We start from the raw sequence: 25,480 nt of genomic DNA, 5'->3' as shown, positions 1-25,480 counted from the left end.
TCTGCACTTTCATCTTAAAATCTGCTATAATAGAAAACAGCACAAATGAAAGAGTAAATTATGACTAAAAAAGTAATTGCAGTAGATTTAGATGGAACTTTGCTCAATTCTGACAGCAAACTTTCTGAATTTACAAAAGAAACCATTAAAAAAATTTCTAAAAAAGGCCACCATGTTGTTATCACAACAGGACGACCTTATCGGATGGCACGAGAATTTTACAAAGAGTTGGAGTTACATACGCCAATGATTAATTTCAATGGTTCTTTGACTCATATTCCTGAGAAAAAATGGCAACAAGAAAGATGCATCACCTTAGACAAAGAATATCTATTGGATATTGTCAAACGGAAACAAGAAATTAAAGCAGACTTCATCGCTGGTGAGTACCGAAAGAAATTTTATATTACAACACCAAATGAAGCAATTGCCGATCCAAAATTGTTCGGTGTGGAATCCTTTCGACCTGAAAATCAATTCATCCCTGACTTAGTGACTAAAAATCCCAATTGTATCCTCTTGCAAACACACGCTACTGATAAATATGCCTTAGCTGATGAATTAAATCAATTTTATCAACAGCAGCTCTCTATCAACACTTGGGGAGGACCGCTAAATATCCTTGAATGCACTCCAAAGGGCGTAAACAAAGCCTTTGCTTTAAAATATTTATTAGATATTCTGAACGTAGATCGAAAAGATTTAATTGCTTTCGGAGACGAGCACAATGATACAGAGATGTTAGCATTTGCCGGTACAGGCTATGCTATGAAAAACGCTAGTCAAACACTTCTTCCCTATGCAGATGAACAACTACCACTGACCAATGATCAAGATGGAGTGGCTCATCAATTATTGAAACTATTTTTATAACAATGCTTAGAGTTGGACAGGTCTTCTGCCCGATTCTTTTTAGTAGTTTGTTACAAAATCATGTAGTAAAGTGGATTCAGTTTTATGCTATAAATTTTATATGATGAATTTAGCTTTTTGGATTTAACATTTCTCTAAATTATTTATTGAGTTTTCTTTTTCTATTCGATGTTTTCCAAGAAAAGAAAGAATATTTTTCATACTTTCATAATTTTTTGTAAACGTTTTTCAAGGTTAATATATTGTTTAAATGACTAGCCTTATCTGTTTACAATCTGTCAAAAATATGAAAGAATTTGACTTTTTTTAGCTTAAACTATTGCATTTTTCATGAAAACGTTTTATACTTAAATAGTCTTAAATTTTTCTTAAACTTAAGTCAAACATTTTATAAGGAGGAAAGACAATAATGAGTATCGGAATCATTATTGCAAGCCATGGTGAATTTGCTGCTGGTATTCATCAATCAGGTTCTATGATTTTTGGTGAGCAAGAAAAAGTTCAAGTTGTAACTTTTATGCCAAACGAAGGTCCTGATGATTTGTATGCTAAGTTCAATGATGCTGTGGCTGCTTTTGACGCGAACGATGAAGTTCTAGTTTTGGCTGACCTTTGGAGTGGTTCTCCATTTAACCAAGCTAGCCGCGTAATGGGTGAAAATCCTGACCGTAAGTTCGCGATCATTACAGGTTTGAATCTGCCAATGTTGATTCAAGCTTATACAGAACGAATGATGGATGCCAATGCTGGCGTTGACACTGTTGTCGCAAACATCATCAAAGAAGCCAAGGAAGGAGTAAAAGCTCTTCCTGAAGAACTAAATCCTGTAGCTGAAGTAGCAAGTGCGCCGACTGCACCGACTGCTCAGGCTACTATTCCAGAAGGAACCGTTATTGGCGATGGCAAGTTAAAAATCAATCTTGCACGTATCGATACACGTCTTCTGCATGGTCAAGTTGCGACTGCTTGGACACCAGATTCTAAAGCAGATCGTATCATCGTTGCTTCTGACTCAGTAGCGCAAGATAAGCTTCGTAAGGAGCTGATCAAGCAAGCTGCACCTGGTAATGTCAAAGCAAATGTTGTCCCAATCGACAAATTGATTGCAGTAGCAAAAGATCCTCGTTTTGGTAACACACATGCATTGATTCTTTTTGAAACTCCTCAAGATGCACTCCGTGCGGTTGAAGGCGGTGTCGATATCAAAACACTTAATGTTGGCTCAATGGCTCACTCAACGGGTAAAACAATGGTCAATAACGTCTTGTCAATGGATAAAGATGACGTTGCAACCTTTGAAAAATTGCGTGACCTAGGAGTCGAATTTGACGTACGTAAAGTACCAAACGACTCTAAAAAAGATTTGTTTGACTTAATTAATAAAGCCAACGTTCAATAATAGAAAGGATTTAGAATATGTCAATTATTTCTATGATTTTAGTGGTCTTCGTTGCCTTTCTTGCTGGACTTGAAGGAATCTTAGACCAATTTCAATTCCACCAACCACTTGTTGCATGTACACTTATCGGTCTTGTAACAGGACACTTGGAAGCAGGTGTAATGCTTGGTGGTTCACTACAAATGATCGCTCTTGGTTGGGCAAATATTGGTGCTGCTGTTGCGCCTGATGCTGCTCTTGCATCTGTTGCTGCCGCTATTATTATGGTACAAGGTGGAGACTTTACAAACAAAGGTGTTGCTGTCGCAACTGCTGTTGCTATCCCACTTGCTGTTGCTGGTCTTTTCCTTACAATGATCGTTCGTACTATCTCAGTTGCCCTTGTTCATGGTGCTGATGCCGCTGCTAAAAAAGGTGATATCGCAAGTGTAGAACGTGCTCACTTGTTTGCTCTTGTCCTTCAAGGTTTGCGTATCGCTATTCCTGCTGCGCTTCTTCTTGCTATCCCAGCTGAATCAGTACAAAACTTACTTTCTGCAATGCCTGCATGGTTGTCAGATGGTATGGCTATCGGTGGTGGTATGGTCGTTGCCGTTGGTTACGCTATGGTTATCAATATGATGGCAACTCGCGAAGTATGGCCATTCTTTGCTATCGGTTTTGCACTTGCAGCTGTTAGCCAATTAACTCTTATCGCTCTTGGTACAATCGGTGTTGCAATCGCTCTTATCTACCTTAACCTTTCTAAAAAAGGTGGCAATGGTGGCGGCGGAGGTTCTGCTACATCAAATGACCCAATTGGTGATATTTTAGAAGACTACTAAGAAAGGAGCTACTAATATCATGACAGAAAAAATTCAATTATCAAAATCAGATCGTCAAAAAATTTGGTGGCGTTCAACTTTCTTGCAAGGTTCTTGGAACTATGAACGGATGCAAAACTTAGGTTGGGCTTATGCGTTAATTCCGGCTATCAAAAAACTCTACACTAACAAAGAAGACCAAGCTGCTGCTCTTGAACGTCACTTGGAATTCTTTAACACTCACCCATACGTAGCTGCACCTATCATCGGGGTTACACTTGCTTTGGAAGAAGAAAAAGCAAATGGTGTTGAAATTGATGATGCTGCCATTCAAGGGGTTAAAATCGGTATGATGGGGCCTCTTGCTGGTATCGGTGACCCTGTATTCTGGTTCACAGTTCGTCCTATCCTTGGTGCTCTTGGTGCCTCTCTTGCTTCAACAGGGAACATCATAGGACCAATCCTCTTCTTCGTTCTTTGGAATCTTATCCGTATGGCCTTCTTGTGGTACACTCAAGAACTCGGTTATAAAGCTGGTTCTGAAATTACTAAAGATATGTCAGGCGGTATCCTTCAAGATATCACTAAAGGAGCTTCTATTCTCGGTATGTTCATCCTTGCTGTGCTTGTTGAACGCTGGGTAAATGTTAGCTTTGCACTTCAACTTCCTTCAACAAAACTCTCAGAAGGAGCTTACATCAATTTCCCTAAAGGTGCTGTAAGTGGTGAACAGCTTCAAAAAATCTTAGGCGATGTCGCAAATGGACTTAGCTTAACTCCTGAAAGAGCAAACACGCTACAAGGTCAATTGAATTCATTGATTCCTGGTTTGATGGGACTTCTCCTTACTTTCCTTTGCATGTGGTTGCTTAAGAAGAAAGTTTCACCAATTACTATCATCATCGGATTATTCATCGTTGGTATTATCGCCAAGGTTATTGGTTTGATGTAAAATGAAAAGAAGGCAGAAGCCTTCTTTTTTTACTGTTAAATTTTTAAAATTTGGCAATCAAAGACACCTTTCAAAGAAGAAAATAAAAATTTTTCAATGCAAATATGGTATAATGAAAAGGAAAGATTTAAGAAAAAGAGGGAAAGATGGCACAATCACAAAATACAAAAATTGATTTTCAAACAACCGGAACTTCTTATCTGGGAATTGGAGGAAAAGTTGGTAAATTTTTAATTGGAGATAAAGCACTTGAATTTTATGCGGATGCCAATGTTGAAGATTACATCCAAATCCCTTGGGATACTATCAATCAAATTGGCGCTAATGTTTCAGGCAAACGAATTAGTCGTCATTTTGAAGTTTTTACCGACAAAGGTAAATTCCTCTTTGCCTCAAAAGATGCTGGGACTATTTTGAAACATGCCCGAAATCATATCGGTAATGACAAAGTCGTTAAACTACCAACACTGATTCAAACAATTGGTCAATTTTTTAAAAATCTATTTGCAAAAAAATAAGAATTTTTGTATAATCGTAAGAAACGGATAAGTAAATCTAGTATCTCTTTCAGAAAGTCTGCGGCAGCTGTGAGCAGATAGAGAGCTAGCTTGAAATTCTACCGTAATACTAATTTCATAAATAATCAAGTGCACTTATGTGAAGTTGGATGGAACCGTGGCCCTGCCACTCCAACAGTTTCACAGGTGCACTTTTATTCTCTAGGAGGTCTTATGTTAGATATTAAACGCATTCGCACAGATTTTGATACTATTGCACAAAAACTAGCAACTCGTGGCGTTGATGCTGTAACACTTGATAAAATGAAAGAGTTTGATAGCAAACGCCGTGAACTCTTGGTTAAAGTCGAAAATTTAAAAGCAGAACGAAATACGGTGTCAGCAGAAATTGCCCAAGCAAAACGTAATAAAGAAAATGCTGATGATAAAATTGCTGCCATGCAAAAATTATCTACCGAAGTGAAAGCATTAGACGCAGAATTAGCAGAAATTGACGCTACATTAACTGAATTTACAACCACATTACCAAATATTCCTCACGATAGTGTACCAGTAGGCGCTGATGAAGATGATAATGTAGAAGTCCGCCGTTGGGGAACACCACGTGTATTTGATTTTGAAGTAAAAGCTCACTGGGATCTTGGAGAAAATCTTGATATTCTAGACTGGGAACGCGGAGCAAAAGTCACTGGCGCTCGCTTCCTCTTCTACAAGGGACTTGGCGCTCGTTTAGAACGTGCTATCTACAATTTCATGTTAGACGAGCATCAAAAAGAGGGCTACACAGAGATCATCCCCCCTTACATGGTTAATCATGATTCAATGTTTGGAACAGGTCAATATCCAAAATTCAAAGAAGATACTTTTGAATTGAGCGACACTAATTATGTTCTCATTCCAACTGCTGAAGTTCCTTTGACAAATTACTACCGAGGGGAAATTTTAGACGGGAAAGACTTGCCAATCTACTTCACAGCTATGAGTCCGTCTTTCCGTTCCGAAGCTGGTTCTGCCGGCCGTGACACCCGTGGTTTGATTCGTTTGCATCAATTCCACAAAGTGGAAATGGTCAAATTTGCCAAGCCAGAAGAATCTTATGAAGAGCTGGAAAAGATGACTGCAAACGCTGAAAACATCCTGCAAAAGCTGAATCTTCCTTACCGCGTCGTCGCACTTTCTACAGGGGATATGGGGTTCTCTGCTGCTAAGACCTACGACTTGGAAGTTTGGATTCCTGCTCAAAACACCTACCGTGAAATCTCCAGCTGTTCTAATACTGAAGATTTCCAAGCTCGCCGGGCCCAAATCCGCTACCGTGACGAAGCAGACGGCAAAGTTAAACTTCTACATACTTTGAATGGTTCTGGTCTTGCAGTTGGTCGTACCGTTGCAGCTATTCTTGAAAATTATCAAAATGAAGATGGTTCTGTTACGATTCCAGAAGTGCTACGGTCATACATGGGTGGTGTAGATGTCATCGCACCGAAGTAACATAAAAACTCTGAGATTTTCAAATCATCTCAGAGTTTTCTTATCTCTTCATTTGATTGTTTCGCTTTTTAATCATTGCACTGCGAATAACACTTATCACAGTTGGAAGTAAGGTAACAATGACAATTCCAAAAATAATAGCTGAAAAATGAGTTTTCACAAAGGGAATATTCCCAAAAAGATAACCCGCCCCTGTCGCAATCAAAGACCAAGATAAGGCAGCAAGGAAAGTTCGTTTCAGAAAAGAATGAATAGGGAATTGACTAATGCCTGCTACAAAAGGCACAAAGGTACGAATAATGGGAATATAACGTCCTAAAATAATGGAAGAGGAGCCATGTTTTTCAAAATATACCTCTGCTTCTTTGATATTCTCTTCTTTTATCAACTTGCTGAAAAATTTATAATGTACAAAACGATAGCCCAAGGTTCTGCCAATAAAAAAATTACAGGTATCACCAACAAAAGCCCCAACGAAAAATAGGAGCATAAAAAGCAGAACATTAAAATGCATTTCTGGATTGGCTGATAAGGCACCGGCGGCAAAAAGTAAGCTGTCTCCCGGCAAAAACGGAAATACAACAGCAGCTGTTTCAATAAAAATCACCAAAAATAAAATCAGATAAGTCCAGCCACCTACTGCATTGGCAATATTGTAAATATGCTCGTCAATATGCAAGATAAAATCAATAATAAACATCTCTTCTCCTTTTGTCTATTACCTATTATATCAAAAAATAAAGCGAAAAAACTGATTTGCAAAAATAAAAAGAGCAGTGTAGAAAACTATCTTCTGCTCTATTTTATTAGTATTTTCTAAATCGTTGATAGCGATTTTCTAACAATTCTTCAACCGATTGCTTAGATAAATGAGTAAGCTCTTCTACAATTTCCTGCTTCACAGCATTCAGTAAATCTTGATTTCTAAGCCCTGTCTCAGCAATGACTTTATCTACTACTTTCATCTCAAGAAGTTCATGAGAGGTGATTTTCATGAGTTCCGCTGCTTCCATAGCACGACTGCCGTCTTTCCATAAAATGGAAGCAAAACCTTCTGGGCTGAGAACGGCATAAATCGAATTTTCGAGCATCCACACTCTATCTGCGACCGCTAAAGCGAGCGCACCACCAGATCCGCCCTCACCGATAATAATAGCGATAATTGGCACCATTAAATCACTCATTTCGAGCAAATTACGCGCAATCGCTTCTCCTTGGCCACGCTCTTCAGCCCCAACCCCTGGATAAGCACCAGCTGTATTAATAAAGGTCACAATAGGACGAGCAAATTTCTCTGCCTGCTTCATCAAACGAAGTGCCTTCCGATACCCTTCTGGATGAGGCTGACCAAAATTACGGCGCAAATTATCCTGAAGGTTCCGTCCCTTTTGAATCCCTACAATAGTGATTGGCTGGCTATTCAGAGTTCCAATACCACCAATTACCGCTCCGTCATCTCGGAAAGAGCGATCTCCATGCAATTCAATAAAATCTTCACAAATTCCTTGTGCAAAATCCAAAGCTGTCAACCGCGCCTGATCTCGTGCTTCTTTAATAATTCGAGTAATCTTCGTCATTGTTTACCTCCATGGAAAGCAAGCAGTCTAGCAATGGTGGAACGCAATTCCAAGCGCTTGACAATGGCATCAACAAAACCATGCTCAAGCAGAAATTCTGCTTTTTGAAAATCGTCTGGCAATTTTTCGCGGACAGTGGTTTCAATCACTCGGCGACCTGCAAAGCCAATCAGCGCTTGAGTTTCAGCCAAGATGATGTCTCCCTCCATAGCAAATGAAGCCGTCACTCCACCTGTTGTTGGATCAGTTAAAACTGTCAAATAAAATAAACCAGCATTGGAATGTCGTCTCACTGCTGCGGACACTTTAGCCATTTGCATTAAACTCATAATTCCTTCTTGCATACGAGCGCCACCAGAAGATGTGAACAGCGTAACTGGCAACTGGTGTTCTGTTGCATATTCAAAAAGGCGGGTAATTTTCTCTCCAACAACTGTTCCCATAGAAGCCATGATAAAGTTTGAATCCATAATTCCCAAAGCCGTCTTTTGTCCATCAATTGTAGCAATTCCTGTGAGCACTGCTTCATCCAAGTCTGTTTTTTCGCGAATCTTTTTCAATTTCTCACGATAATTCGGAAAATTCAGAGGATCCTTCGTTTCAATCCCTGTAAACAATTCCTCGAAGCTATTGGCATCTACGGTCAGATTGAGACGTTCAAAAGCTGAAATACGAAACGTATAACCACACTGTGGACAAATACGTTCACTTCCTAAATCTTTTTGGTAAATGATATGTTTACAACCTGGGCACTTTGAAAATAATTCATCGGGAAACTCAGGCTTTGATTGAGGCGTTTCGCGATTAGAACGATTTGGATTGATGCGAATATATTTATCCTTTTTTGAAAACAAAGCCATGAATTCTACTTACTCCTTTATTTTTTATCTTGATAAGCTGGTAAAAATTTCTCCATAAGAAAAGCTGTATCATAATCTCCAGCAATAACATTTGGATTAGCAATCAAATCCATTTGAAAGCGAGTATTTGTCACCACACCATCAATTTCTAATTCATAGAGTGCGCGTTGCATCTTCATTAGTGCATCAAAACGATTTTCACCATGCACAATAATTTTGGCAATCATACTATCATAATAAGGTGGAATCGTATAACCTGGATAAACTGCTGAGTCTACACGCAGCCCCACACCACCACTTGGCAAATAGAGATTGGAAATCTTTCCTGGACTTGGTGCAAAGTTGAAGGCAGGGTTTTCAGCATTGATTCGACATTCAATAGCGTGTCCCGTTATATGTATATCTTCTTGACCAAAAGCTAGCTCTTGCCCCGCAGCGATTTTTATCTGTTCCTTAACAATATCGATCCCTGTTACAAATTCTGTTATCGGATGTTCAACTTGAACACGAGTGTTCATTTCCATGAAATAAAATTCTCTTTTTCCTTCGTCAAACAAAAATTCAATCGTCCCTGCATTTTCATAGCCAACAGATTGAGCAGCTCGTACAGCAGCTTCACCAATTTGACAACGAAGGGTCTTACCAATTGCAACCGACGGGCTTTCTTCCAACACTTTTTGATTATTTCTTTGAAGCGAGCAATCGCGTTCACCTAAGTGAACGACATGACCATGTTGGTCAGCCAAAATTTGAACTTCAATATGCCGAGCTGGGTAAATGACCCGTTCCATGTACATAGCACCATTTCCGAAAGCTGCTTTGGCTTCACTAGAAGCCGATTCAAAGGCAGCTGCTAAATCTTCTGCCTTTTCAACTTTCCGAATACCTTTGCCACCACCACCAGCAGAAGCTTTGAGCATGACTGGATAGCCAATTTTTTCTGCAATCGCAAGTGCTTCGTCTGACGTATGAACTTCACCATCAGAACCTGGGATTACAGGCACATTCGCCTTAATCATCTGAGCACGCGCATTGATTTTATCACCCATTAAATCCATTACCGCTCCCGACGGACCAATAAATTTAATGCCAACTTCCTCGCACATGGTCGCAAACTTAGAATTTTCACTCAAAAAGCCAAAACCCGGATGAATTGCTTCAGAGCCTGTTAAAACAGCTGCTGACAATACTGCATTCATATTGAGGTAAGATTCTGTAGACTTTGCTGGACCAATACAAACTGCTTCATCTGCCAGTAAGGTATGGAGAGCTTCTTTATCAGCTTTTGAATAAACTGCTACTGTCGTAATTCCTAATTCTCTGGCCGCTCGAATAATTCGTACCGCAATTTCCCCACGGTTGGCAATTAAAATCTTACGAAACATGGTGAAATCTCCTTTTATTGTCCGAGTGCAAAAGTTAAAGTACCACTTGCTGCCAACTTCCCGTCAACTTCTGCTTTAGCTTCCACAACAGCAATTGTTCCACGACGTTTGACAAATTTAGCAGTCATGATAAGCTGGTCACCTGGAACAACTTGTCTCTTGAACTTGACCTTATCCATACCAGCATAAAAGACTAGCTTACCTTTGTTTTCTTCTTTAGACAATTCCAGCACACCAGCAGTCTGAGCCAAAGCTTCCATAATGAGAACGCCAGGCATAACAGGATACTGAGGAAAATGTCCGTTAAAGAAAGGCTCATTAATTGTCACATTTTTAAGAGCGACAATTTCATCTTCACTGACTTCCAAAACGCGATCCACCAACAGCATCGGGTAGCGGTGAGGAAGCGCTTCTTTTATTGCATTGATATCAATCATTTAATGCGTACCAGCCCTTTCCCAAATTCAACCATTTCTTCATTTTGAACCAGAATTTCTGTAACTAGACCGTCTTTAGGTGACGGAACTTCATTCATGACTTTCATGGCCTCAATAATCATCAAGGTCTGACCTTTTTTCACTTGATCACCAACTGATACAAACGGTGGCTTATCCGGACCAGCGGCTAAATAAGCTACCCCAACCAAAGGACTTTCTACAACATCACCTTCAGCTGCATCCGACTTTGCTACAGATATTGTTTCTTCAGTTGTATCTGGAGCCAGCATTTCTGTTTGTGAAAGAGTATTTGCGATACCTACCGAAGGCTGGATTGGCGCTACTTGCGGAACTACTTTGGCAGATGGTGTCGCAACTTGTCCTTCATTTTTACTGAAAGTTAATTCATCGCTTTGATTTTTATAAGAAAATTCGCGTAAACTTGATTGGTCAAATTGAGCCATCAAATCTTTGATTTCATTAATATTCATTTAAGCCTCCCAGCGCTTGAATGCAAGAACCGCATTATGCCCACCAAAACCAAAAGTGTTTGAGATAGCATAAGGAATATCATACTCTTTCCCTTGACCATAGATAACATTTGCCTCCATGTAGTCTGAGAGTTCTTGTGTTCCCGCAGTCATTGGTACAAAGCTATGACGCATCGCTTCAATAGTTGCAATAGCTTCAACAGCTCCAGCTGCTCCAAGTAAATGACCTGTAAAAGACTTTGTGGAAGAAACTGGTACTTCTTTTCCTAAAGCAGCGACAATTGCCTGGCTTTCACCTTTTTCATTAGCTTGTGTAGAAGTTCCATGAGCATTCACATAAGCAATGTCTGAAGGGTAAATTTCAGCTTCCTCAAGTGCCATTTTCATCGCCTTAATCGCACCAGCTCCTTCTGGATGTGGGGAGGTCATATGATAAGCATCACAAGTATTACCATAACCAACAATTTCTGCTAAAATCGTTGCTCCACGTTTTTCAGCGTGTTCCAAACTTTCTAGAACCAGCATCCCAGAACCTTCACCCATAACAAATCCATTCCGATCTTTGTCGAATGGAATAGAAGCACGAACTGGATCTTCAATTGTAGATAAAGCCGTCAAAGCTTGGAAACCAGCGATAGCAAATGGTGTAATAGATGCTTCAGCCCCACCAACGAGCATAACATCTTGAAAACCAAATTTTATAGAGCGAAAAGCATCTCCGATAGCGTCATTTGATGAAGCACATGCTGTATTAATGGATTTACAAACTCCATTTGCGCCAAAGCGCATAGCGACATTCCCAGCTGCCATATTCGGCAAAGCTTTTGGTAGCGTCATTGGTTTGACACGTCTTGGACCTTTTTCGTGCAAGCGAAGAACCTGATCCTCAATTTCTTTAATGCCACCAATACCTGATGCGACAATAACACCAAAACGGTCATGATTGATGCTTTCAACATCTAACTTTGCGTTATTTACAGCTTCCTGTGCGGCATAAAGTGCATAAAGAGAATAGTTATCAAAACGATTGGTATCTTTTTTGATAAAATATTTATCAAAAGGAAAGTCTTGAACTTCTGCTGCATTGTGAACAGCAAAATCACTATTGTCAAACTTCGTGATTGGACCAATTCCAATCTTGCCGTTTACAAGACTATTCCAAAACTCCTCAGGTGTATTCCCAATCGGTGAAGTCAGTCCGTATCCTGTTACAACAACTCGATTTAGTTTCATATCGAACTCCTTTATTCTGATTTATAGCTAAGAAAAATATCTCTTCAAAACCTTCTATTTTTGTCCAACTTAATTTATCGTTACATGGCTAAGCCACCATCAATAGCAATAACTTGTCCTGTTAAATACTCTTGACGAGCTAGAAAGGTCGCTACTTCTGCCACTTCACTGGTATTACCAAAACGCTTCATTGGAATCTGAGCTAGTGTAGTTTCTTTTACTTTATCAGACAAAACATCGGTCATATCTGACTCAATCATGCCTGGTGCAATAGCATTTACTCGTACATTACGAGCTGCTACCTCACGTGCTACAGATTTAGTGAAACCAATAAGCCCAGCTTTAGAAGCTGCATAATTTGCTTGACCGACATTCCCAATCAAGCCGACAACACTAGATACATTGATAATAGCACCCTGACGAGCTTTTGTCATTGGCTTCAGAACCGCTTGTGTCATATTAAAAGCACCAACAAGATTCACTTTCAAAACCTGCTCAAAATCTTCCTCAGTTAATTTCAACATAAGTTTATCTTTTGTGATACCAGCATTATTGACCAGAATATCCACGCTTCCAAGTTTTTCAATAGCTTCCTCTACCATTCGCTTAGCATCTGTACTATCTGATACATCACCAGATATCGGAATCACCTGAACTCCATAATCTGAAAATTCAGAAATGAGCTCCTCACCAATCTCACGGCGACCATTTAAAACAATGTTGGCACCTAAGCTTGCAAACTTATGAGCCATTGCAAGTCCAATGCCACGTGTTGAACCAGTTATAAAAACATTTTTTCCTTTAAGTTCCATACCTATTCCTTTTTTTCTAGAAGAACAGACAAGCTCTTCGCGTCTTCTACTTGATAAACATTAGCTGTCTTATCAATTTTTTTCATAAAACCAGACAAAATTTTTCCAGGACCAATCTCGATAAACTTTGTTACACCAGCTTCTTGCATTCTGGCAATGCTGTCATAAAAACGAACCGGCTCCATTACCTGACGGGTTAATAGCTCTTTTATCCGTTCTTTTTCCATGACAGTAGCTTCTGTATTTCCTACCAAAGGGAGTTTAAAATCAGTAAATTCGACTGCTGCTAAAACTTTTGACAATTTATCACTAGCTGGCTTTAACAAAGCTGTATGAAATGGGCCAGAAACTTTGAGTGGAATCAAACGTTTCACGCGAGCTTCTTTTAACAATTCCACAGCTTTGTCAACTGCTTTAACTTCACCGCCAATAACAATCTGGCTAGGTGTATTGTAGTTTGCTGGTGATACAATTCCCAGCTGACTAGCCTCTTGACAGGCCGTTTCAATCGTAGCCAAATCAGCATTTAAAACCGCAACCATTTTACCAGAGCCAGCAGGAGCTGCCTCCTCCATTAAAGCACCACGCTTTGCCACCAAAGCAACCGCCGTTGTAAACTCCAAAGCACCAGCGGCTACCATAGCAGAGTATTCTCCAAGAGAAAGACCTGCTACTATGGCAGCTTGTATTCCTTCCTCCTGCAATAACCGATAGATAGCAACCGAAGTCGTCAAAATCGCTGGCTGAGTATACCGTGTCTGATTGAGTTTTTCTTCCTCACGATCAATTAAATTCCTTATGTCATAACCTAACACTTGGCTTGCTTCATCATAGGTTGCTCGCACTACATTGTACTGATCATAAAGGTCACGAGCCATTCCCAAATACTGAGCTCCCTGACCTGCAAATAGAAAGGCTGTTTTAGTCATTTCTAGTTACTCCTGCCCAACGGCTAGCTTCTTTTTGGATTACCTCTGCTGCACCATAGTAAATATCTTTCAAAATTTCTTCAACTGTTTCTTCTTTGCTGACAAGCCCCGCAATTTGTCCTGACATGACTGATCCATATTCCACATCACCCCGAACAACTGCATTTGCCAAAGCTCCTGCACCCAAGTTTTCAAAAACAGTTAAATCTGGATTTTCTTGCTTAAACGCATCCTTTTCTGCTTGATCAAATTCTCTAGTCAGTTTATTTTTCAAAGCTCGTACTGCATGACCAAAATGTTGAGCAGAAATAGTCGTATCAATATCACGGGCTTTTAAAATCATATTTTTATAATTTTGATGTGCATTTGACTCTTTTGCGACAACAAAACGTGTACCCACTTGCACAGCTTCTGCACCAAGCATAAAGCCTGCAGCTGCACCACGACCATCTGCAATCCCTCCTGCTGCAATCACAGGGATATCAATTGCTTCAACAACCTGACGAACCAGTGTCATAGTCGTTAATTTTCCGATATGACCTCCTGCTTCCATCCCTTCAGCAATAACTGCATCTGCGCCAATTTTTTTCATTCGCTTAGCCAATGCTACACTTGGTACCACTGGAATGACTGTAATCCCAGCGTCATGAAATCGTTGCATATATTTACTTGGATTTCCTGCACCAGTTGTCACAACCTTGACACCTTCTTCAATGACCAAATCAACAATATCTTCCACAAAAGGAGACAACAGCATAATATTCACGCCAAAAGGCTTGTCTGTTAATGATTTAATCTTATCAATATTAGCTTTAACAACTTCTTTTGGTGCATTACCACCACCAATAATTCCAAGACCTCCAGCTTTAGATACAGCCCCAGCTAAATCACCATCAGCAACCCAGGCCATCCCACCCTGAAAAATAGGATATTTAATATTTAACAATTCTGTGACACGTGTTTGCATAATACCTCCTTACATGTTGCTTAAGTAATGGCTCAATTCTTTCAATTCAAGCACTTGTATACTTTGAAAATCAAACTATTACCTAAACAAGAGGGAGCGGAACATATCATCCAACTATAGACTTCATTATCCCACTCCGACAAAATTAACTCTTTACTGTTCTTTTTTCTCAAGCAAATCGGTTATACAGTTAACTTCACTGCCTACCTCAATACTTTTTTCAAAAGAGGGCGAGAATCTTATCTCAGCCCCGTTTCAACTTTTTATTTTGTTTTTTCTTCAACATAGGCAACTAAGTCACCAACTGTGTTCAATCCTTCTTCGGTTTCAATTTGAATATCGAATGCATCCTCAATTTCTGAGATAACTTGGAACAAATCCAATGAATCTGCGTCAAGGTCATCAAAAGTTGACTCAAGAGTAACTTCTGAAGGTTCTTTGCCAAGTTCTTCCACAATAATTTCTTGTACTTTTTCAAATACTGCCATGATAGACTCCTTTAAAAATAAATATTTATATTCATGTGATTACCACATAATAACTAAATTGTAACAATAAGTGTGCCCCATGTCAAACCTCCACCAAATCCTGATAGCAAAACTGTTTGGCTGCCATCAAGATGAATGAACCCCTTTTCAACACACTCAGATAAAAGAATTGGAATACTTGCCGCACTCGTATTCCCATATTCCATCATATTCGCAGGAAGTTTTTCCCTAGCTACACCAATTTTTTTCGCTATTTTATCTAAAATACGAATATTGGCCTGATGTAATAGTAAATAGTCAATATCCTCTACTTGAACATTACTGGATTCAATCGTGTCTTTAATAGAAGCTGCCACATCTCGAATAGCAAAATCAAAAATTTTACGACCATCCATCGTTAAATATAGTGCCGCTTCTTTCTTTTCGGAATAAGGTGAGGACAAACCATATTTACCACAAGTCAAGCTTTCCCCACGCGAACCATCCGTAAATTGACTTTCAGCGAGAAAATGCTGTTTCGAGGAACTTTCAAGAAGCACTCCTCCAGCACCATCACCGAAAAGAACCGCAGTTGATCGATCAGACCAGTCAAGGACTTTTGATAAAGTTTCACTTCCTATAACAAGACCTTTCTGATAACGACCTGAGGAAATTAACTTCTCAGCCATCGACAGGGCAAAAATAAAGCCGCTACAAGCTGCTGTCAAATCAAACGCAAAGGCATGATGGGCGCCAATATTTGCTTGAACTCGTGCAGCCGTTGAAGGCATCATAGAGTCTGGGGTAATAGTTGCCACAATGATAAAATCAAGCTCATTTGCATTAATGTTCGCCTTTTTCAACAATTGATTTGCCACTTTAGTAGCCAGATCACTCGTTGACTCCGTTCGTGACAGATGTCGACGCTTTATTCCTGTTCGACTGGATATCCATTCATCGCTCGTATCCATGATTTTTGTCAAATCATCATTTGTAACCACCTGACTCGGAGCATAATGAGCAACTTGACTAATTTTAGCATAATTCATTATTTCAAATCCTCTAGAAAATGATACAGATTAGTTAGCCCTTTCCCCATCACTTCCATCTCATTGCTGTCCATTCCGTCTATGATTCTCTCAACCATTCTCTTGTGGAATCGTCTATGCAAACGATAAATCAGTCGGCCATTTTTTGTCAAATTTAGATGAACCACACGGCGATCAACTTCCGAACGTGTTCGTTCAATATAACCTTTTCTTTCAAGGTTGTTTAAACTAGTTGTTACGGTTCCTAATGTCACCATCAATTCCTTCGCAACACTGCTAGGGGTTGCATTGGGATTCTTTCCAACCACATCAATCGTATGCATTTCTTTGATAGAGATATCCTTGAAGCGACTGCCTCTCAAACTAGATTCTTCAATAACCAATACATTATTGAAAATAGACGTTAAATAATCATTGACCAATTGGTAATCCAAAAATCTATCCTCCTCTAACAAAAAACTTTTATCATCAAAACATTTGACTAAAAAAGTATATCAGATATCAAAATAAATTGCAACTACTTTTTTACTTCCCAGAAAATTTAGGACGACGTTTTTCTGCATAGGCTCGAACTCCTTCTTTAAAATCCTCTGTAAAAGCGAGAGATTTCTGCAATTTTAATTCCAAATCAGCATATTTTTGCCAACCTGCAAACATACTCTCCCATATCAACTCCTTAATAGCTTGGTAGGAATTTATAGAATGTCGCTTTAATTTCTTAATCAACTGACTTGTCACGTTACCTAATTTTTCAACTTCACAAACCTTATACAACAGCCCATAATCCAAGGCCTTTTCAGCATTCAATGCCTCACCTGTCATCACTAATTGAGTTGCTCTCGTCACACCGATCGCTCTTGCAAGCAAATACAATCCTCCCGCATCCGGAGAGAGACCTACTCCCACAAAAGCTTGAATAAAACGAGAACGCTCCGTCGCAATACAGAAATCCGCAGCTACTACCATATTAGCTGCTGCACCAGCAACTGGTCCATCCACACTCATAATGATCGGTTTAGGTAATTGTTTCATTGAGTAAGAAATTTCATTTACCAATTCAGCGATTTTTACCAAAGACTGAATATCATCTGCCTCCACCGCACGCTGCATTTCTGCCAAATCCCCTCCAACAGAAAACACTTTTCCATTTGCATTAATTAGCAATATTTGAACCAATTCATCTCCAGAAACCATTTTTATCGCTCTTAAAATTTCTTCACACATGGGAACATTAAACCCATTGGAAACCTCTGGGCGATTCAAAGTCAATGTTGCAACACCGTCATTAACACTATATAAAATATTTTCAAATTGCATTTAATTGCCTCCGACAATTATTTTCTTTGTAAATTAAATTATTTGACTATCAAATAATGCGATTACATTCTAGCATAAAATAATTGCTTTTGCAAGGAGGGAAGGTAAATTTGAAAAAAGTTCAGAATTTTGCTATAATTTAAACAATTAGTCAATAGGAGAAGTTATGAAAGTTGTTAAATTTGGAGGAAGCTCACTTGCCTCTGCTACCCAATTAGCAAAAGTATTACAGATTATCAAAGAAGATTCTGAACGGCGTTTTGTGATTGTATCTGCTCCCGGAAAACGAAACGCGCAAGATACAAAGGTAACAGATGCCCTCATTAAATATTATCGAGACCATGTTGCTGGTAATGACGTAACAAAACATCAACAATGGATTATTCATCGCTATCAAGACATGGCGATAGAACTGGAGCTCAAGCCAAATATTCTAGAAAGAATTTCAAAAAGTATCCAAAAGCTCGCAAGCCTTCCTATCGAAAATAATAAATTCCTATATGATACTTTTCTTGCTGCAGGTGAAAATAATAATGCGAAACTTATTGCAGCCTATTTTTCCCAAAATGGGATAAATGCACGTTATGTTCATCCCAGAGAAGCAGGACTTATTGTGTCCAGTGAACCAGGAAATGCGCGACTTCTCCCCTCCAGTTATGATAAAATCGAAGAATTAAATGAAGCTGATGAAGTATTGATTATACCAGGATTCTTTGGAGTAACAAAAGACGACCAGATTTGCACTTTTTCACGTGGTGGGTCTGATATTACTGGCTCCATTATTGCTGCAGGTGTAAAAGCTGATCTTTATGAAAATTTTACAGATGTTGATGGTATTTTCGCAGCTCATCCTGGCATTATTCACATGCCACATTCCATTCCAGAATTAACCTATCGTGAAATGCGTGAATTAGCTTATGCAGGTTTTACTGTATTACATGATGAAGCACTCATTCCAGCTTACCGCGGAAAAATTCCACTCGTTATTAAAAATACAAATAACCCTACTCATCCTGGAACGAGAATTGTTTTAAAGCATAGCAACGGGGATATTCCTGTGGTAGGTATCGCTGCAGATGCCCATTTCACCAGCATCAACATGTCTAAATACCTCATGAACCGTGAAATAGGTTTTGGTAGAAAAGTTTTGCAAATATTGGAAGATCTAAATATCCGTTGGGAGCACATGCCTACTGGTATCGATGACCTATCTATTATTCTTCGGGATCGTGAGTTGACCCCCATTAAAGAAGAGGAGATTCTTCGCCAATTAAGACTAAAATTAGAGGTCGACCACGCAGAAATTGAACATGATCTTTCAATCATTATGATTGTCGGCGAAAAAATGAAAAGTCACATTGGTTTGACTGCTACCGCAACAAAAGCATTATCAGATAATCACATTAATATCCAAATGATTTCACAAGGATCTAGTGAAGTTTCAATCATGATTGTTATCAATTCCGAACAAGAAAAAGCAGCTATTAAAGCACTATACAAAGCATTTTTTGCATAAAATTGACTCTATCATGACAGTCATGATAGAGTCAATTTTTATTACCATTGAAATATCTTAGCTACATTATACAAGAACCATAAAAAATAAAGAAGAGAAAGTAACAAGCTTTACAATTCCACTTTGTGTGATAAACTATGTGCCTTTTGTATCATATTTTTCTCCCTTTACTTTACGGTAGGCTTGAGCACCGTTATTGTAGGGTGTTTGGAGTTCTTTAGGTATAACCTTTGATACGCACCCGCATAGCGGAAGATATTTATCTTCCGCCTCACAGACCCAGACAGACAAAGAACACATAATAAAAGAAATCTTGTTTAAACAAGATTTCTAATCATATACAACTCCGGCAGTAGGACTCGAACCTACGACATCATGATTAACAGTCATGCGCTACTACCAACTGAGCTATGCCGGATAAATGCTAAGCGACTACCTTATCTCACAGGGGGCAACCCCCAACTACTTCCGGCGTTCTAGGGCTTAACTGCTGTGTTCGGCATGGGTACAGGTGTATCTCCTAGGCTATCGTCACTTAACTATATGAATGGACTCGGTCAAAAGCTTCGCTTCCTCTATCTCCCAAGCCAAAACATCCACTGGATATTTCGTCCACTCAAAATTGAATAACGCTCTCAAATCGTTTCAAGCATAAACTAAACATTCTGTGTTCTCAATAAAATTGTACTCGGGTTAAATCCTTGGAAAAAAGATAAATGGTCTGGTGTTCATCGAACACTACTCCCATTCCCTATTTCTCAAGTGGATTTTACACCCTTAGTAACTAATCTAGGATAAGTCCTCGAGCTATTAGTATTAGTCCGCTCCATTGCTCACACAACTTCCACTCCTAACCTATCTACCTGATCTTCTCTCAGGGCTCTTACTGATATAAAATCATGGGAAATCTCATCTTGAGGTGGGTTTCACACTTAGATGCTTTCAGCGTTTATCCCTTCCCTACATAGCTACCCAGCGATGCTCTTGGCAGAACAACTGGTACACCAGCGGTAAGTCCACTCTGGTCCTCTCGTACTAGGAGCAGATCCTCTCAAATTTCCTTCGCCCGCGACGGATAGGGACCGAACTGTCTCACGACGTTCTGAACCCAGCTCGCGTGCCGCTTTAATGGGCGAACAGCCCAACCCTTGGGACCGACTACAGCCCCAGGATGCGACGAGCCGACATCGAGGTGCCAAACCTCCCCGTCGATGTGAACTCTTGGGGGAGATAAGCCTGTTATCCCCAGGGTAGCTTTTATCCGTTGAGCGATGGCCCTTCCATACGGTACCACCGGATCACTAAGCCCGACTTTCGTCCCTGCTCGAGTTGTAGCTCTCGCAGTCAAGCTCCCTTCTACCTTTACACTCTACGATTGATTTCCAACCAATCTGAGGGAACCTTTGGGCGCCTCCGTTACTCTTTAGGAGGCGACCGCCCCAGTCAAACTGCCCGTCAGACACTGTCTCCGTAGATGATCAACCTACCGGGTTAGAGTGGCCATAACACAAGGGTAGTATCCCAACATCGCCTCCATCGAAACTGGCGTCCCGATCTCATTGGCTCCTACCTATCCTGTACATGTGGTACAGACACTCAATATCAAACTGCAGTAAAGCTCCATGGGGTCTTTCCGTCCTGTCGCGGGTAACCTGCATCTTCACAGGTACTAAAATTTCACCGAGTCTCTCGTTGAGACAGTGCCCAAATCATTACGCCTTTCGTGCGGGTCGGAACTTACCCGACAAGGAATTTCGCTACCTTAGGACCGTTATAGTTACGGCCGCCGTTTACTGGGGCTTCAATTCATACCTTCGCGTTACCGCTAAGCACTCCTCTTAACCTTCCAGCACCGGGCAGGCGTCACCCCCTATACATCATCTTACGATTTAGCAGAGAGCTGTGTTTTTGATAAACAGTTGCTTGGGCCTATTCACTGCGGCTCAGTTAAACTGAGCACCCCTTCTCCCGAAGTTACGGGGTCATTTTGCCGAGTTCCTTAACGAGAGTTCTCTCGCTCACCTGAGGCTACTCGCCTCGACTACCTGTGTCGGTTTGCGGTACGGGTAGAATATAGATTAATGCTAGAAGCTTTTCTTGGCAGGGTGACATCACTCACTTCGCTACTAAACTTCGCTCCCCATCACAGCTCAACGTTACAGATATAAGCATTTGACTCATACCACGCCTCACTGCTTAGACGTGCTCTTCCATTCGCACGCTTGAGTTAGCCTTCTGCGTCCCTCCTTCACTCTATACTCTAGTACAGGAATCTCTACCTGTTGGCCATCGGATACACCTTTCGGTCTCTCCTTAGGTCCCGACTAACCCAGGGCGGACGAGCCTTCCCCTGGAAACCTTAGTCTTACGGTGGATGGGATTCTCACCCATCTTGCGCTACTCATACCGGCATTCTCACTTCTATGCGTTCCAGTGCTCCTCACGGTACACCTTCGCCACACATAGAACGCTCTCCTACCATACCTATAAAGGTATCCACAGCTTCGGTAAATTGTTTTAGCCCCGGTACATTTTCGGCGCAGGGTCACTCGACTAGTGAGCTATTACGCACTCTTTGAATGAATAGCTGCTTCTAAGCTAACATCCTAGTTGTCTGTGCAACCCCACATCCTTTTCCACTTAACAATTATTTGGGGACCTTAGCTGGTGGTCTGGGCTGTTTCCCTTTCGACTACGGATCTTAGCACTCGCAGTCTGACTGCCGACCATAATTCTTTGGCATTCGGAGTTTATCTGAGATTGGTAATCCGGGATGGACCCCTCACCCAAACAGTGCTCTACCTCCAAGAATCTTCATGTCGACGCTAGCCCTAAAGCTATTTCGGAGAGAACCAGCTATCTCCAAGTTCGTTTGGAATTTCTCCGCTACCCACAAGTCATCCAAGCACTTTTCAACGTGCCCTGGTTCGGTCCTCCAGTGCGTTTTACCGCACCTTCAACCTGCTCATGGGTAGGTCACATGGTTTCGGGTCTACATCATGATACTAAGTCGCCCTTTTCAGACTCGGTTTCCCTACGGCTCCGTCTCTTCAACTTAACCTCGCATCATAACGTAACTCGCCGGTTCATTCTACAAAAGGCACGCTCTCACCCATTAACGGGCTCGAACTTGTTGTAGGCACACGGTTTCAGGTTCTCTTTCACTCCCCTCCCGGGGTGCTTTTCACCTTTCCCTCACGGTACTGGTTCACTATCGGTCACTAGGGAGTATTTAGGGTTGGGAGATGGTCCTCCCAGATTCCGACGAGATTCCACGTGTCTCGCCGTACTCAGGATCCTGCTAGGTATAAAGACTATTTTAAATACGAGGCTATTACTCTCTCTGGCAACCTTTCCCAAGGTCTTCTTCTATAATCTTTACGTCCACTTCGCAGTCCTACAACCCCGAAGAGTAAACTCTTCGGTTTGCCCTCCTGCCCTTTCGCTCGCCGCTACTTAGGCAATCGCTTTTGCTTTCTCTTCCTGCAGCTACTTAGATGTTTCAGTTCACTGCGTCTTCCTCCTCATATCCTTAACAGATATGGGTAACAGGTAGTACCTGTTGGGTTCCCCCATTCGGACATCCCTGGATCTACGCTTACTTACAGCTCCCCAAGGCATTTCGTCGTTTGTCACGTCCTTCTTCGGCTCCTAGTGCCAAGGCATCCACCGTGCGCCCTTACTAACTTAACCTTATTTTGACCTTTCAGTCATAAACTCATTAATATTCACAGCGTTTCGGTTTATTTTCTTGTTACTATTTGATATCGTTATTCAATTTTCAATGGGCTAATTAGGTTCGTGTTCAACTTCTTTACCCGTTGAACACCTATCCTATCTTATCTAGTTGAACAAGAATCTCATTTCTTTGCATCCTAGATAATGGAGCCTAGCGGGATCGAACCGCTGACCTCCTGCGTGCAAAGCAGGCGCTCTCCCAGCTGAGCTAAGGCCCCACAAGACCTCTCAAAACTAAACAAAACGAACTCAATGGCTTCCGATTTTTCCTTAGAAAGGAGGTGATCCAGCCGCACCTTCCGATACGGCTACCTTGTTACGACTTCACCCCAATCATCTATCCCACCTTAGGCGGCTGGCTCCTTACGGTTACCTCACCGACTTCGGGTGTTACAAACTCTCGTGGTGTGACGGGCGGTGTGTACAAGGCCCGGGAACGTATTCACCGCGGCGTGCTGATCCGCGATTACTAGCGATTCCGACTTCATGTAGGCGAGTTGCAGCCTACAATCCGAACTGAGACTGGCTTTCAGAGATTAGCTTGCCGTCACCGGCTTGCGACTCGTTGTACCAGCCATTGTAGCACGTGTGTAGCCCAGGTCATAAGGGGCATGATGATTTGACGTCATCCCCACCTTCCTCCGGTTTATTACCGGCAGTCTCGCTAGAGTGCCCAACTGAATGATGGCAACTAACAATAAGGGTTGCGCTCGTTGCGGGACTTAACCCAACATCTCACGACACGAGCTGACGACAACCATGCACCACCTGTCACCTCTGCCCCGAAGGGAAACTCTATCTCTAGAGTGGTCAGAGGGATGTCAAGACCTGGTAAGGTTCTTCGCGTTGCTTCGAATTAAACCACATGCTCCACCGCTTGTGCGGGCCCCCGTCAATTCCTTTGAGTTTCAACCTTGCGGTCGTACTCCCCAGGCGGAGTGCTTAATGCGTTAGCTGCGGCACTAAGTCCCGGAAAGGACCTAACACCTAGCACTCATCGTTTACGGCGTGGACTACCAGGGTATCTAATCCTGTTCGCTCCCCACGCTTTCGAGCCTCAGCGTCAGTTACAGACCAGAGAGCCGCTTTCGCCACCGGTGTTCCTCCATATATCTACGCATTTCACCGCTACACATGGAATTCCACTCTCCCCTTCTGCACTCAAGTTAAACAGTTTCCAAAGCCTACAATGGTTGAGCCACTGCCTTTCACTTCAGACTTATCTAACCGCCTGCGCTCGCTTTACGCCCAATAAATCCGGACAACGCTCGGGACCTACGTATTACCGCGGCTGCTGGCACGTAGTTAGCCGTCCCTTTCTGGTTAAGTACCGTCACTGTGTGAACTTTCCACTCTCACACACGTTCTTCCTTAACAACAGAGCTTTACGATCCGAAAACCTTCTTCACTCACGCGGCGTTGCTCGGTCAGGGTTCCCCCCATTGCCGAAGATTCCCTACTGCTGCCTCCCGTAGGAGTCTGGGCCGTGTCTCAGTCCCAGTGTGGCCGATCACCCTCTCAGGTCGGCTATGTATCGTTGCCTTGGTGAGCCGTTACCTCACCAACTAGCTAATACAACGCAGGTCCATCTGGTAGTGATGCTCTTGCACCTTTTAAACATCTACCATGCAGTAAATGTTCTTATGCGGTATTAGCTATCGTTTCCAATAGTTATCCCCCGCTACCAGGCAGGTTACCTACGCGTTACTCACCCGTTCGCAACTCACAGAATACGGTGTAGTAAACTACGGTGCATCCTGTGCGTTCTACTTGCATGTATTAGGCACGCCGCCAGCGTTCGTCCTGAGCCAGGATCAAACTCTCATATAAAGTTTGAGCTCTCACTCATTTCTGTCACTGACAGATTTATTTTTCTTTTGTTTGACGGACTGTCTCTCAACAGTCGCCTGCACATTGGTTCGTCTTGTTCAGTTTTCAAAGGTCTTTATCGCCCTCAAGCGACAACTATCTTAGTATATCACCTCCTCCTCTTCTTGTCAATACTTTTTTTCATCTTTTTTTATTTTCCTCTAGCTTTTTCTTTCATCGTAATCTTGTAAGTAGGCCCGTAACTCCCGAAGCATCGCTTGGCGTCCTTGAAACCGTTCATCTGCTAGTAAGCGCTCATACTGTTCTTGTTTCTCTGGACTTAGCTGCTTTTGATAGCTCTTTAGTTGGGCTCGGAGAATCACCAATTCATCCAAATAGAGTTCTTTCAGGCTGAGCTTGTGACCTATCTCGCTCACTTCCTCATAAGCTTGACGGTCTAGTTTGCGCTTTTGGCTTTCTTGTTTGCGCAGGATGTCCTTGATGTGATTACGGAACTTGGTCTTATAGTAAACATAGAGACGACTTTCTGACTCTACCAGTTGCGGATAGCGACTCACCAACTCATATAAGACCAGCATCCCTTCTTGGTCCCAATCACTTAACTCCCACAGGTGGACATAATATTCCCGGCGACACTTCAGTACGATCCCTCTCACCTTGTCATACAACTCCTTGAAGTCCATTTCCTTCTCCTTCTTTTTACTTACCTTTTAAGGATAGCATGAAGGAGAAACCTTTGGTTTTCTTCTATCTATTTTTTATCTTAGCGCATCTCTTCTGGGTCTCGTGAGCAGCATCCCTGTAACTTCAGAGGTTTTCTGAAACTGTTCAGCGAA

22 protein-coding genes, 2 tRNA genes and 3 rRNA genes are annotated in these 25,480 nt (G+C 41.5%); 7 read left to right on the top strand and 20 right to left on the bottom strand.

Features of this window, described 5'->3' with window-relative positions; all coding sequences use genetic code 11:
* Positions 1-60: 60 nt before the first annotated feature.
* From SCSC_RS01550 to serS, 6 genes are all read left to right on the top strand, one after another.
* Positions 61-873: a Cof-type HAD-IIB family hydrolase gene (locus SCSC_RS01550; RefSeq protein ID WP_003070380.1), complete on the top strand. Its 813-nt coding sequence runs from the start codon at positions 61-63 to the stop codon at positions 871-873.
* 409 nt (positions 874-1,282) lie between these two features.
* Positions 1,283-2,272, top strand: coding sequence for a PTS sugar transporter subunit IIB (locus SCSC_RS01545; RefSeq protein WP_003070382.1), 990 nt, complete (start codon positions 1,283-1,285; stop codon positions 2,270-2,272).
* Between the two features lie 17 nt (positions 2,273-2,289).
* On the top strand, positions 2,290-3,096 hold the full coding sequence (locus SCSC_RS01540) for a PTS mannose/fructose/sorbose transporter subunit IIC (protein WP_003070383.1): 807 nt from the start codon (positions 2,290-2,292) through the stop codon (positions 3,094-3,096).
* 19 nt (positions 3,097-3,115) lie between these two features.
* Positions 3,116-4,027: a PTS system mannose/fructose/sorbose family transporter subunit IID gene (locus SCSC_RS01535; RefSeq protein ID WP_003070386.1), complete on the top strand. Its 912-nt coding sequence runs from the start codon at positions 3,116-3,118 to the stop codon at positions 4,025-4,027.
* Between the two features lie 146 nt (positions 4,028-4,173).
* On the top strand, positions 4,174-4,545 hold the full coding sequence (locus SCSC_RS01530; protein ID WP_003070388.1) for a DUF956 family protein: 372 nt from the start codon (positions 4,174-4,176) through the stop codon (positions 4,543-4,545).
* A gap of 213 nt (positions 4,546-4,758) precedes the next feature.
* Positions 4,759-6,036 carry a serine--tRNA ligase gene (serS, locus tag SCSC_RS01525; RefSeq protein ID WP_006269351.1) on the top strand — a complete coding sequence of 426 codons (1,278 nt, stop codon included), beginning with the start codon at positions 4,759-4,761 and terminating at the stop codon, positions 6,034-6,036.
* 40 nt (positions 6,037-6,076) lie between these two features.
* Here serS and SCSC_RS01520 read toward each other — a convergent pair whose 3' ends face one another.
* The 14 genes from SCSC_RS01520 to SCSC_RS01455 all read right to left on the bottom strand — a co-directional run bounded on the left by SCSC_RS01520 (position 6,077) and on the right by SCSC_RS01455 (position 17,560).
* Positions 6,077-6,736 carry a VTT domain-containing protein gene (locus tag SCSC_RS01520; RefSeq protein ID WP_006269362.1) on the bottom strand — a complete coding sequence of 220 codons (660 nt, stop codon included), beginning with the start codon at positions 6,734-6,736 and terminating at the stop codon, positions 6,077-6,079.
* A gap of 106 nt (positions 6,737-6,842) precedes the next feature.
* Positions 6,843-7,613: an acetyl-CoA carboxylase carboxyl transferase subunit alpha gene (locus tag SCSC_RS01515; RefSeq protein WP_006269353.1), complete on the bottom strand. Its 771-nt coding sequence runs from the start codon at positions 7,611-7,613 to the stop codon at positions 6,843-6,845.
* Positions 7,610-8,473 (bottom strand): acetyl-CoA carboxylase, carboxyltransferase subunit beta, encoded by an 864-nt coding sequence (accD, locus tag SCSC_RS01510; protein WP_006269364.1) that lies wholly within the window; start codon positions 8,471-8,473, stop codon positions 7,610-7,612. Before accD ends, SCSC_RS01515 begins: the two co-directional genes overlap by 4 nt.
* 17 nt (positions 8,474-8,490) lie before the next feature.
* The gene (gene accC / locus SCSC_RS01505; protein WP_006269349.1) at positions 8,491-9,858 is read right to left on the bottom strand and encodes an acetyl-CoA carboxylase biotin carboxylase subunit; all 1,368 of its coding nucleotides are present in this window, start codon (positions 9,856-9,858) and stop codon (positions 8,491-8,493) included.
* A 14-nt stretch (positions 9,859-9,872) separates the two neighbouring features.
* A complete protein-coding gene (fabZ, locus tag SCSC_RS01500) occupies positions 9,873-10,295 on the bottom strand; it encodes a 3-hydroxyacyl-ACP dehydratase FabZ (RefSeq protein WP_003070400.1) in 423 nt (140 codons plus the stop codon).
* Entirely contained in the window at positions 10,292-10,786 is a 495-nt protein-coding gene (gene accB / locus SCSC_RS01495) for an acetyl-CoA carboxylase biotin carboxyl carrier protein (protein ID WP_006269356.1), read from the bottom strand. The genes fabZ and accB overlap by 4 nt, the downstream gene beginning before the upstream one ends.
* Entirely contained in the window at positions 10,787-12,019 is a 1,233-nt protein-coding gene (gene fabF, locus SCSC_RS01490) for a beta-ketoacyl-ACP synthase II (RefSeq protein ID WP_006269350.1), read from the bottom strand.
* Positions 12,020-12,099: 80 nt separating this feature from the next.
* The gene (fabG, locus tag SCSC_RS01485; RefSeq protein WP_006269354.1) at positions 12,100-12,831 is read right to left on the bottom strand and encodes a 3-oxoacyl-[acyl-carrier-protein] reductase; all 732 of its coding nucleotides are present in this window, start codon (positions 12,829-12,831) and stop codon (positions 12,100-12,102) included.
* A gap of 2 nt (positions 12,832-12,833) precedes the next feature.
* Positions 12,834-13,760, bottom strand: a complete 927-nt coding sequence (gene fabD / locus SCSC_RS01480) for an ACP S-malonyltransferase (RefSeq protein ID WP_006269347.1) — start codon at positions 13,758-13,760, stop codon at positions 12,834-12,836.
* A complete protein-coding gene (fabK, locus tag SCSC_RS01475; RefSeq protein WP_039676482.1) occupies positions 13,753-14,727 on the bottom strand; it encodes an enoyl-[acyl-carrier-protein] reductase FabK in 975 nt (324 codons plus the stop codon). Before fabK ends, fabD begins: the two co-directional genes overlap by 8 nt.
* A gap of 263 nt (positions 14,728-14,990) precedes the next feature.
* On the bottom strand, positions 14,991-15,215 hold the full coding sequence (locus SCSC_RS01470) for an acyl carrier protein (RefSeq protein WP_003026017.1): 225 nt from the start codon (positions 15,213-15,215) through the stop codon (positions 14,991-14,993).
* A gap of 53 nt (positions 15,216-15,268) precedes the next feature.
* Positions 15,269-16,243, bottom strand: a complete 975-nt coding sequence (locus SCSC_RS01465) for a beta-ketoacyl-ACP synthase III (protein WP_006269360.1) — start codon at positions 16,241-16,243, stop codon at positions 15,269-15,271.
* Positions 16,243-16,677, bottom strand: a complete 435-nt coding sequence (gene fabT, locus SCSC_RS01460) for a fatty acid biosynthesis transcriptional regulator FabT (RefSeq protein ID WP_003070414.1) — start codon at positions 16,675-16,677, stop codon at positions 16,243-16,245. Before fabT ends, SCSC_RS01465 begins: the two co-directional genes overlap by 1 nt.
* A 91-nt stretch (positions 16,678-16,768) precedes the next feature.
* Positions 16,769-17,560, bottom strand: a complete 792-nt coding sequence (locus tag SCSC_RS01455) for an enoyl-CoA hydratase (RefSeq protein WP_006269346.1) — start codon at positions 17,558-17,560, stop codon at positions 16,769-16,771.
* A 166-nt stretch (positions 17,561-17,726) separates the two neighbouring features.
* On the opposite strand from SCSC_RS01455, the gene SCSC_RS01450 reads away from it, so the two are divergent.
* Positions 17,727-19,076, top strand: coding sequence for an aspartate kinase (locus SCSC_RS01450; RefSeq protein WP_006269348.1), 1,350 nt, complete (start codon positions 17,727-17,729; stop codon positions 19,074-19,076).
* 344 nt (positions 19,077-19,420) lie between these two features.
* Here SCSC_RS01450 and SCSC_RS01445 read toward each other — a convergent pair.
* The 6 genes from SCSC_RS01445 to SCSC_RS01420 form a co-directional block, all read right to left on the bottom strand.
* Positions 19,421-19,494: transfer RNA gene (locus SCSC_RS01445), tRNA-Asn, on the bottom strand.
* A 5-nt stretch (positions 19,495-19,499) separates the two neighbouring features.
* A 5S ribosomal RNA gene (rrf, locus tag SCSC_RS01440) occupies positions 19,500-19,615 on the bottom strand.
* Positions 19,616-19,866: 251 nt separating this feature from the next.
* Positions 19,867-22,769, bottom strand: a 23S ribosomal RNA gene (locus SCSC_RS01435).
* Positions 22,770-22,959: 190 nt separating this feature from the next.
* Positions 22,960-23,032 (bottom strand) — tRNA-Ala (locus SCSC_RS01430).
* A gap of 56 nt (positions 23,033-23,088) precedes the next feature.
* Positions 23,089-24,644 (bottom strand): 16S ribosomal RNA (locus SCSC_RS01425).
* The 16S, 23S and 5S rRNA genes sit together here with 2 tRNA genes alongside, the layout of an rRNA operon.
* A 200-nt stretch (positions 24,645-24,844) precedes the next feature.
* Positions 24,845-25,327 (bottom strand): sigma-70 RNA polymerase sigma factor region 4 domain-containing protein, encoded by a 483-nt coding sequence (locus SCSC_RS01420; RefSeq protein WP_037598771.1) that lies wholly within the window; start codon positions 25,325-25,327, stop codon positions 24,845-24,847.
* Positions 25,328-25,480 lie beyond the last annotated feature (153 nt).

Source organism: Streptococcus constellatus subsp. constellatus, from assembly GCF_023167545.1.
GTDB classification, from domain to species: domain Bacteria; phylum Bacillota; class Bacilli; order Lactobacillales; family Streptococcaceae; genus Streptococcus; species Streptococcus constellatus.
This window is presented reverse-complemented; position numbering and strand designations above follow the sequence as displayed.

What these genes read in the sequence shown, in the direction of transcription:
- SCSC_RS01550 (WP_003070380.1), top strand. Translation starts at nt 61, where the DNA reads ATGACTAAAAAAGTAATTGCAGTAGATTTAGATGGAACTTTGCTCAAT.
- SCSC_RS01545 (WP_003070382.1), top strand. Translation starts at nt 1,283, where the DNA reads ATGAGTATCGGAATCATTATTGCAAGCCATGGTGAATTTGCTGCTGGT.
- SCSC_RS01540 (WP_003070383.1), top strand. Translation starts at nt 2,290, where the DNA reads ATGTCAATTATTTCTATGATTTTAGTGGTCTTCGTTGCCTTTCTTGCT.
- SCSC_RS01535 (WP_003070386.1), top strand. Translation starts at nt 3,116, where the DNA reads ATGACAGAAAAAATTCAATTATCAAAATCAGATCGTCAAAAAATTTGG.
- SCSC_RS01530 (WP_003070388.1), top strand. Translation starts at nt 4,174, where the DNA reads ATGGCACAATCACAAAATACAAAAATTGATTTTCAAACAACCGGAACT.
- serS (WP_006269351.1), top strand. Translation starts at nt 4,759, where the DNA reads ATGTTAGATATTAAACGCATTCGCACAGATTTTGATACTATTGCACAA.
- SCSC_RS01520 (WP_006269362.1), bottom strand. Translation starts at nt 6,736, where the DNA reads ATGTTTATTATTGATTTTATCTTGCATATTGACGAGCATATTTACAAT.
- SCSC_RS01515 (WP_006269353.1), bottom strand. Translation starts at nt 7,613, where the DNA reads ATGACGAAGATTACTCGAATTATTAAAGAAGCACGAGATCAGGCGCGG.
- accD (WP_006269364.1), bottom strand. Translation starts at nt 8,473, where the DNA reads ATGGCTTTGTTTTCAAAAAAGGATAAATATATTCGCATCAATCCAAAT.
- accC (WP_006269349.1), bottom strand. Translation starts at nt 9,858, where the DNA reads ATGTTTCGTAAGATTTTAATTGCCAACCGTGGGGAAATTGCGGTACGA.
- fabZ (WP_003070400.1), bottom strand. Translation starts at nt 10,295, where the DNA reads ATGATTGATATCAATGCAATAAAAGAAGCGCTTCCTCACCGCTACCCG.
- accB (WP_006269356.1), bottom strand. Translation starts at nt 10,786, where the DNA reads ATGAATATTAATGAAATCAAAGATTTGATGGCTCAATTTGACCAATCA.
- fabF (WP_006269350.1), bottom strand. Translation starts at nt 12,019, where the DNA reads ATGAAACTAAATCGAGTTGTTGTAACAGGATACGGACTGACTTCACCG.
- fabG (WP_006269354.1), bottom strand. Translation starts at nt 12,831, where the DNA reads ATGGAACTTAAAGGAAAAAATGTTTTTATAACTGGTTCAACACGTGGC.
- fabD (WP_006269347.1), bottom strand. Translation starts at nt 13,760, where the DNA reads ATGACTAAAACAGCCTTTCTATTTGCAGGTCAGGGAGCTCAGTATTTG.
- fabK (WP_039676482.1), bottom strand. Translation starts at nt 14,727, where the DNA reads ATGCAAACACGTGTCACAGAATTGTTAAATATTAAATATCCTATTTTT.
- SCSC_RS01470 (WP_003026017.1), bottom strand. Translation starts at nt 15,215, where the DNA reads ATGGCAGTATTTGAAAAAGTACAAGAAATTATTGTGGAAGAACTTGGC.
- SCSC_RS01465 (WP_006269360.1), bottom strand. Translation starts at nt 16,243, where the DNA reads ATGAATTATGCTAAAATTAGTCAAGTTGCTCATTATGCTCCGAGTCAG.
- SCSC_RS01455 (WP_006269346.1), bottom strand. Translation starts at nt 17,560, where the DNA reads ATGCAATTTGAAAATATTTTATATAGTGTTAATGACGGTGTTGCAACA.
- SCSC_RS01450 (WP_006269348.1), top strand. Translation starts at nt 17,727, where the DNA reads ATGAAAGTTGTTAAATTTGGAGGAAGCTCACTTGCCTCTGCTACCCAA.
- SCSC_RS01420 (WP_037598771.1), bottom strand. Translation starts at nt 25,327, where the DNA reads ATGGACTTCAAGGAGTTGTATGACAAGGTGAGAGGGATCGTACTGAAG.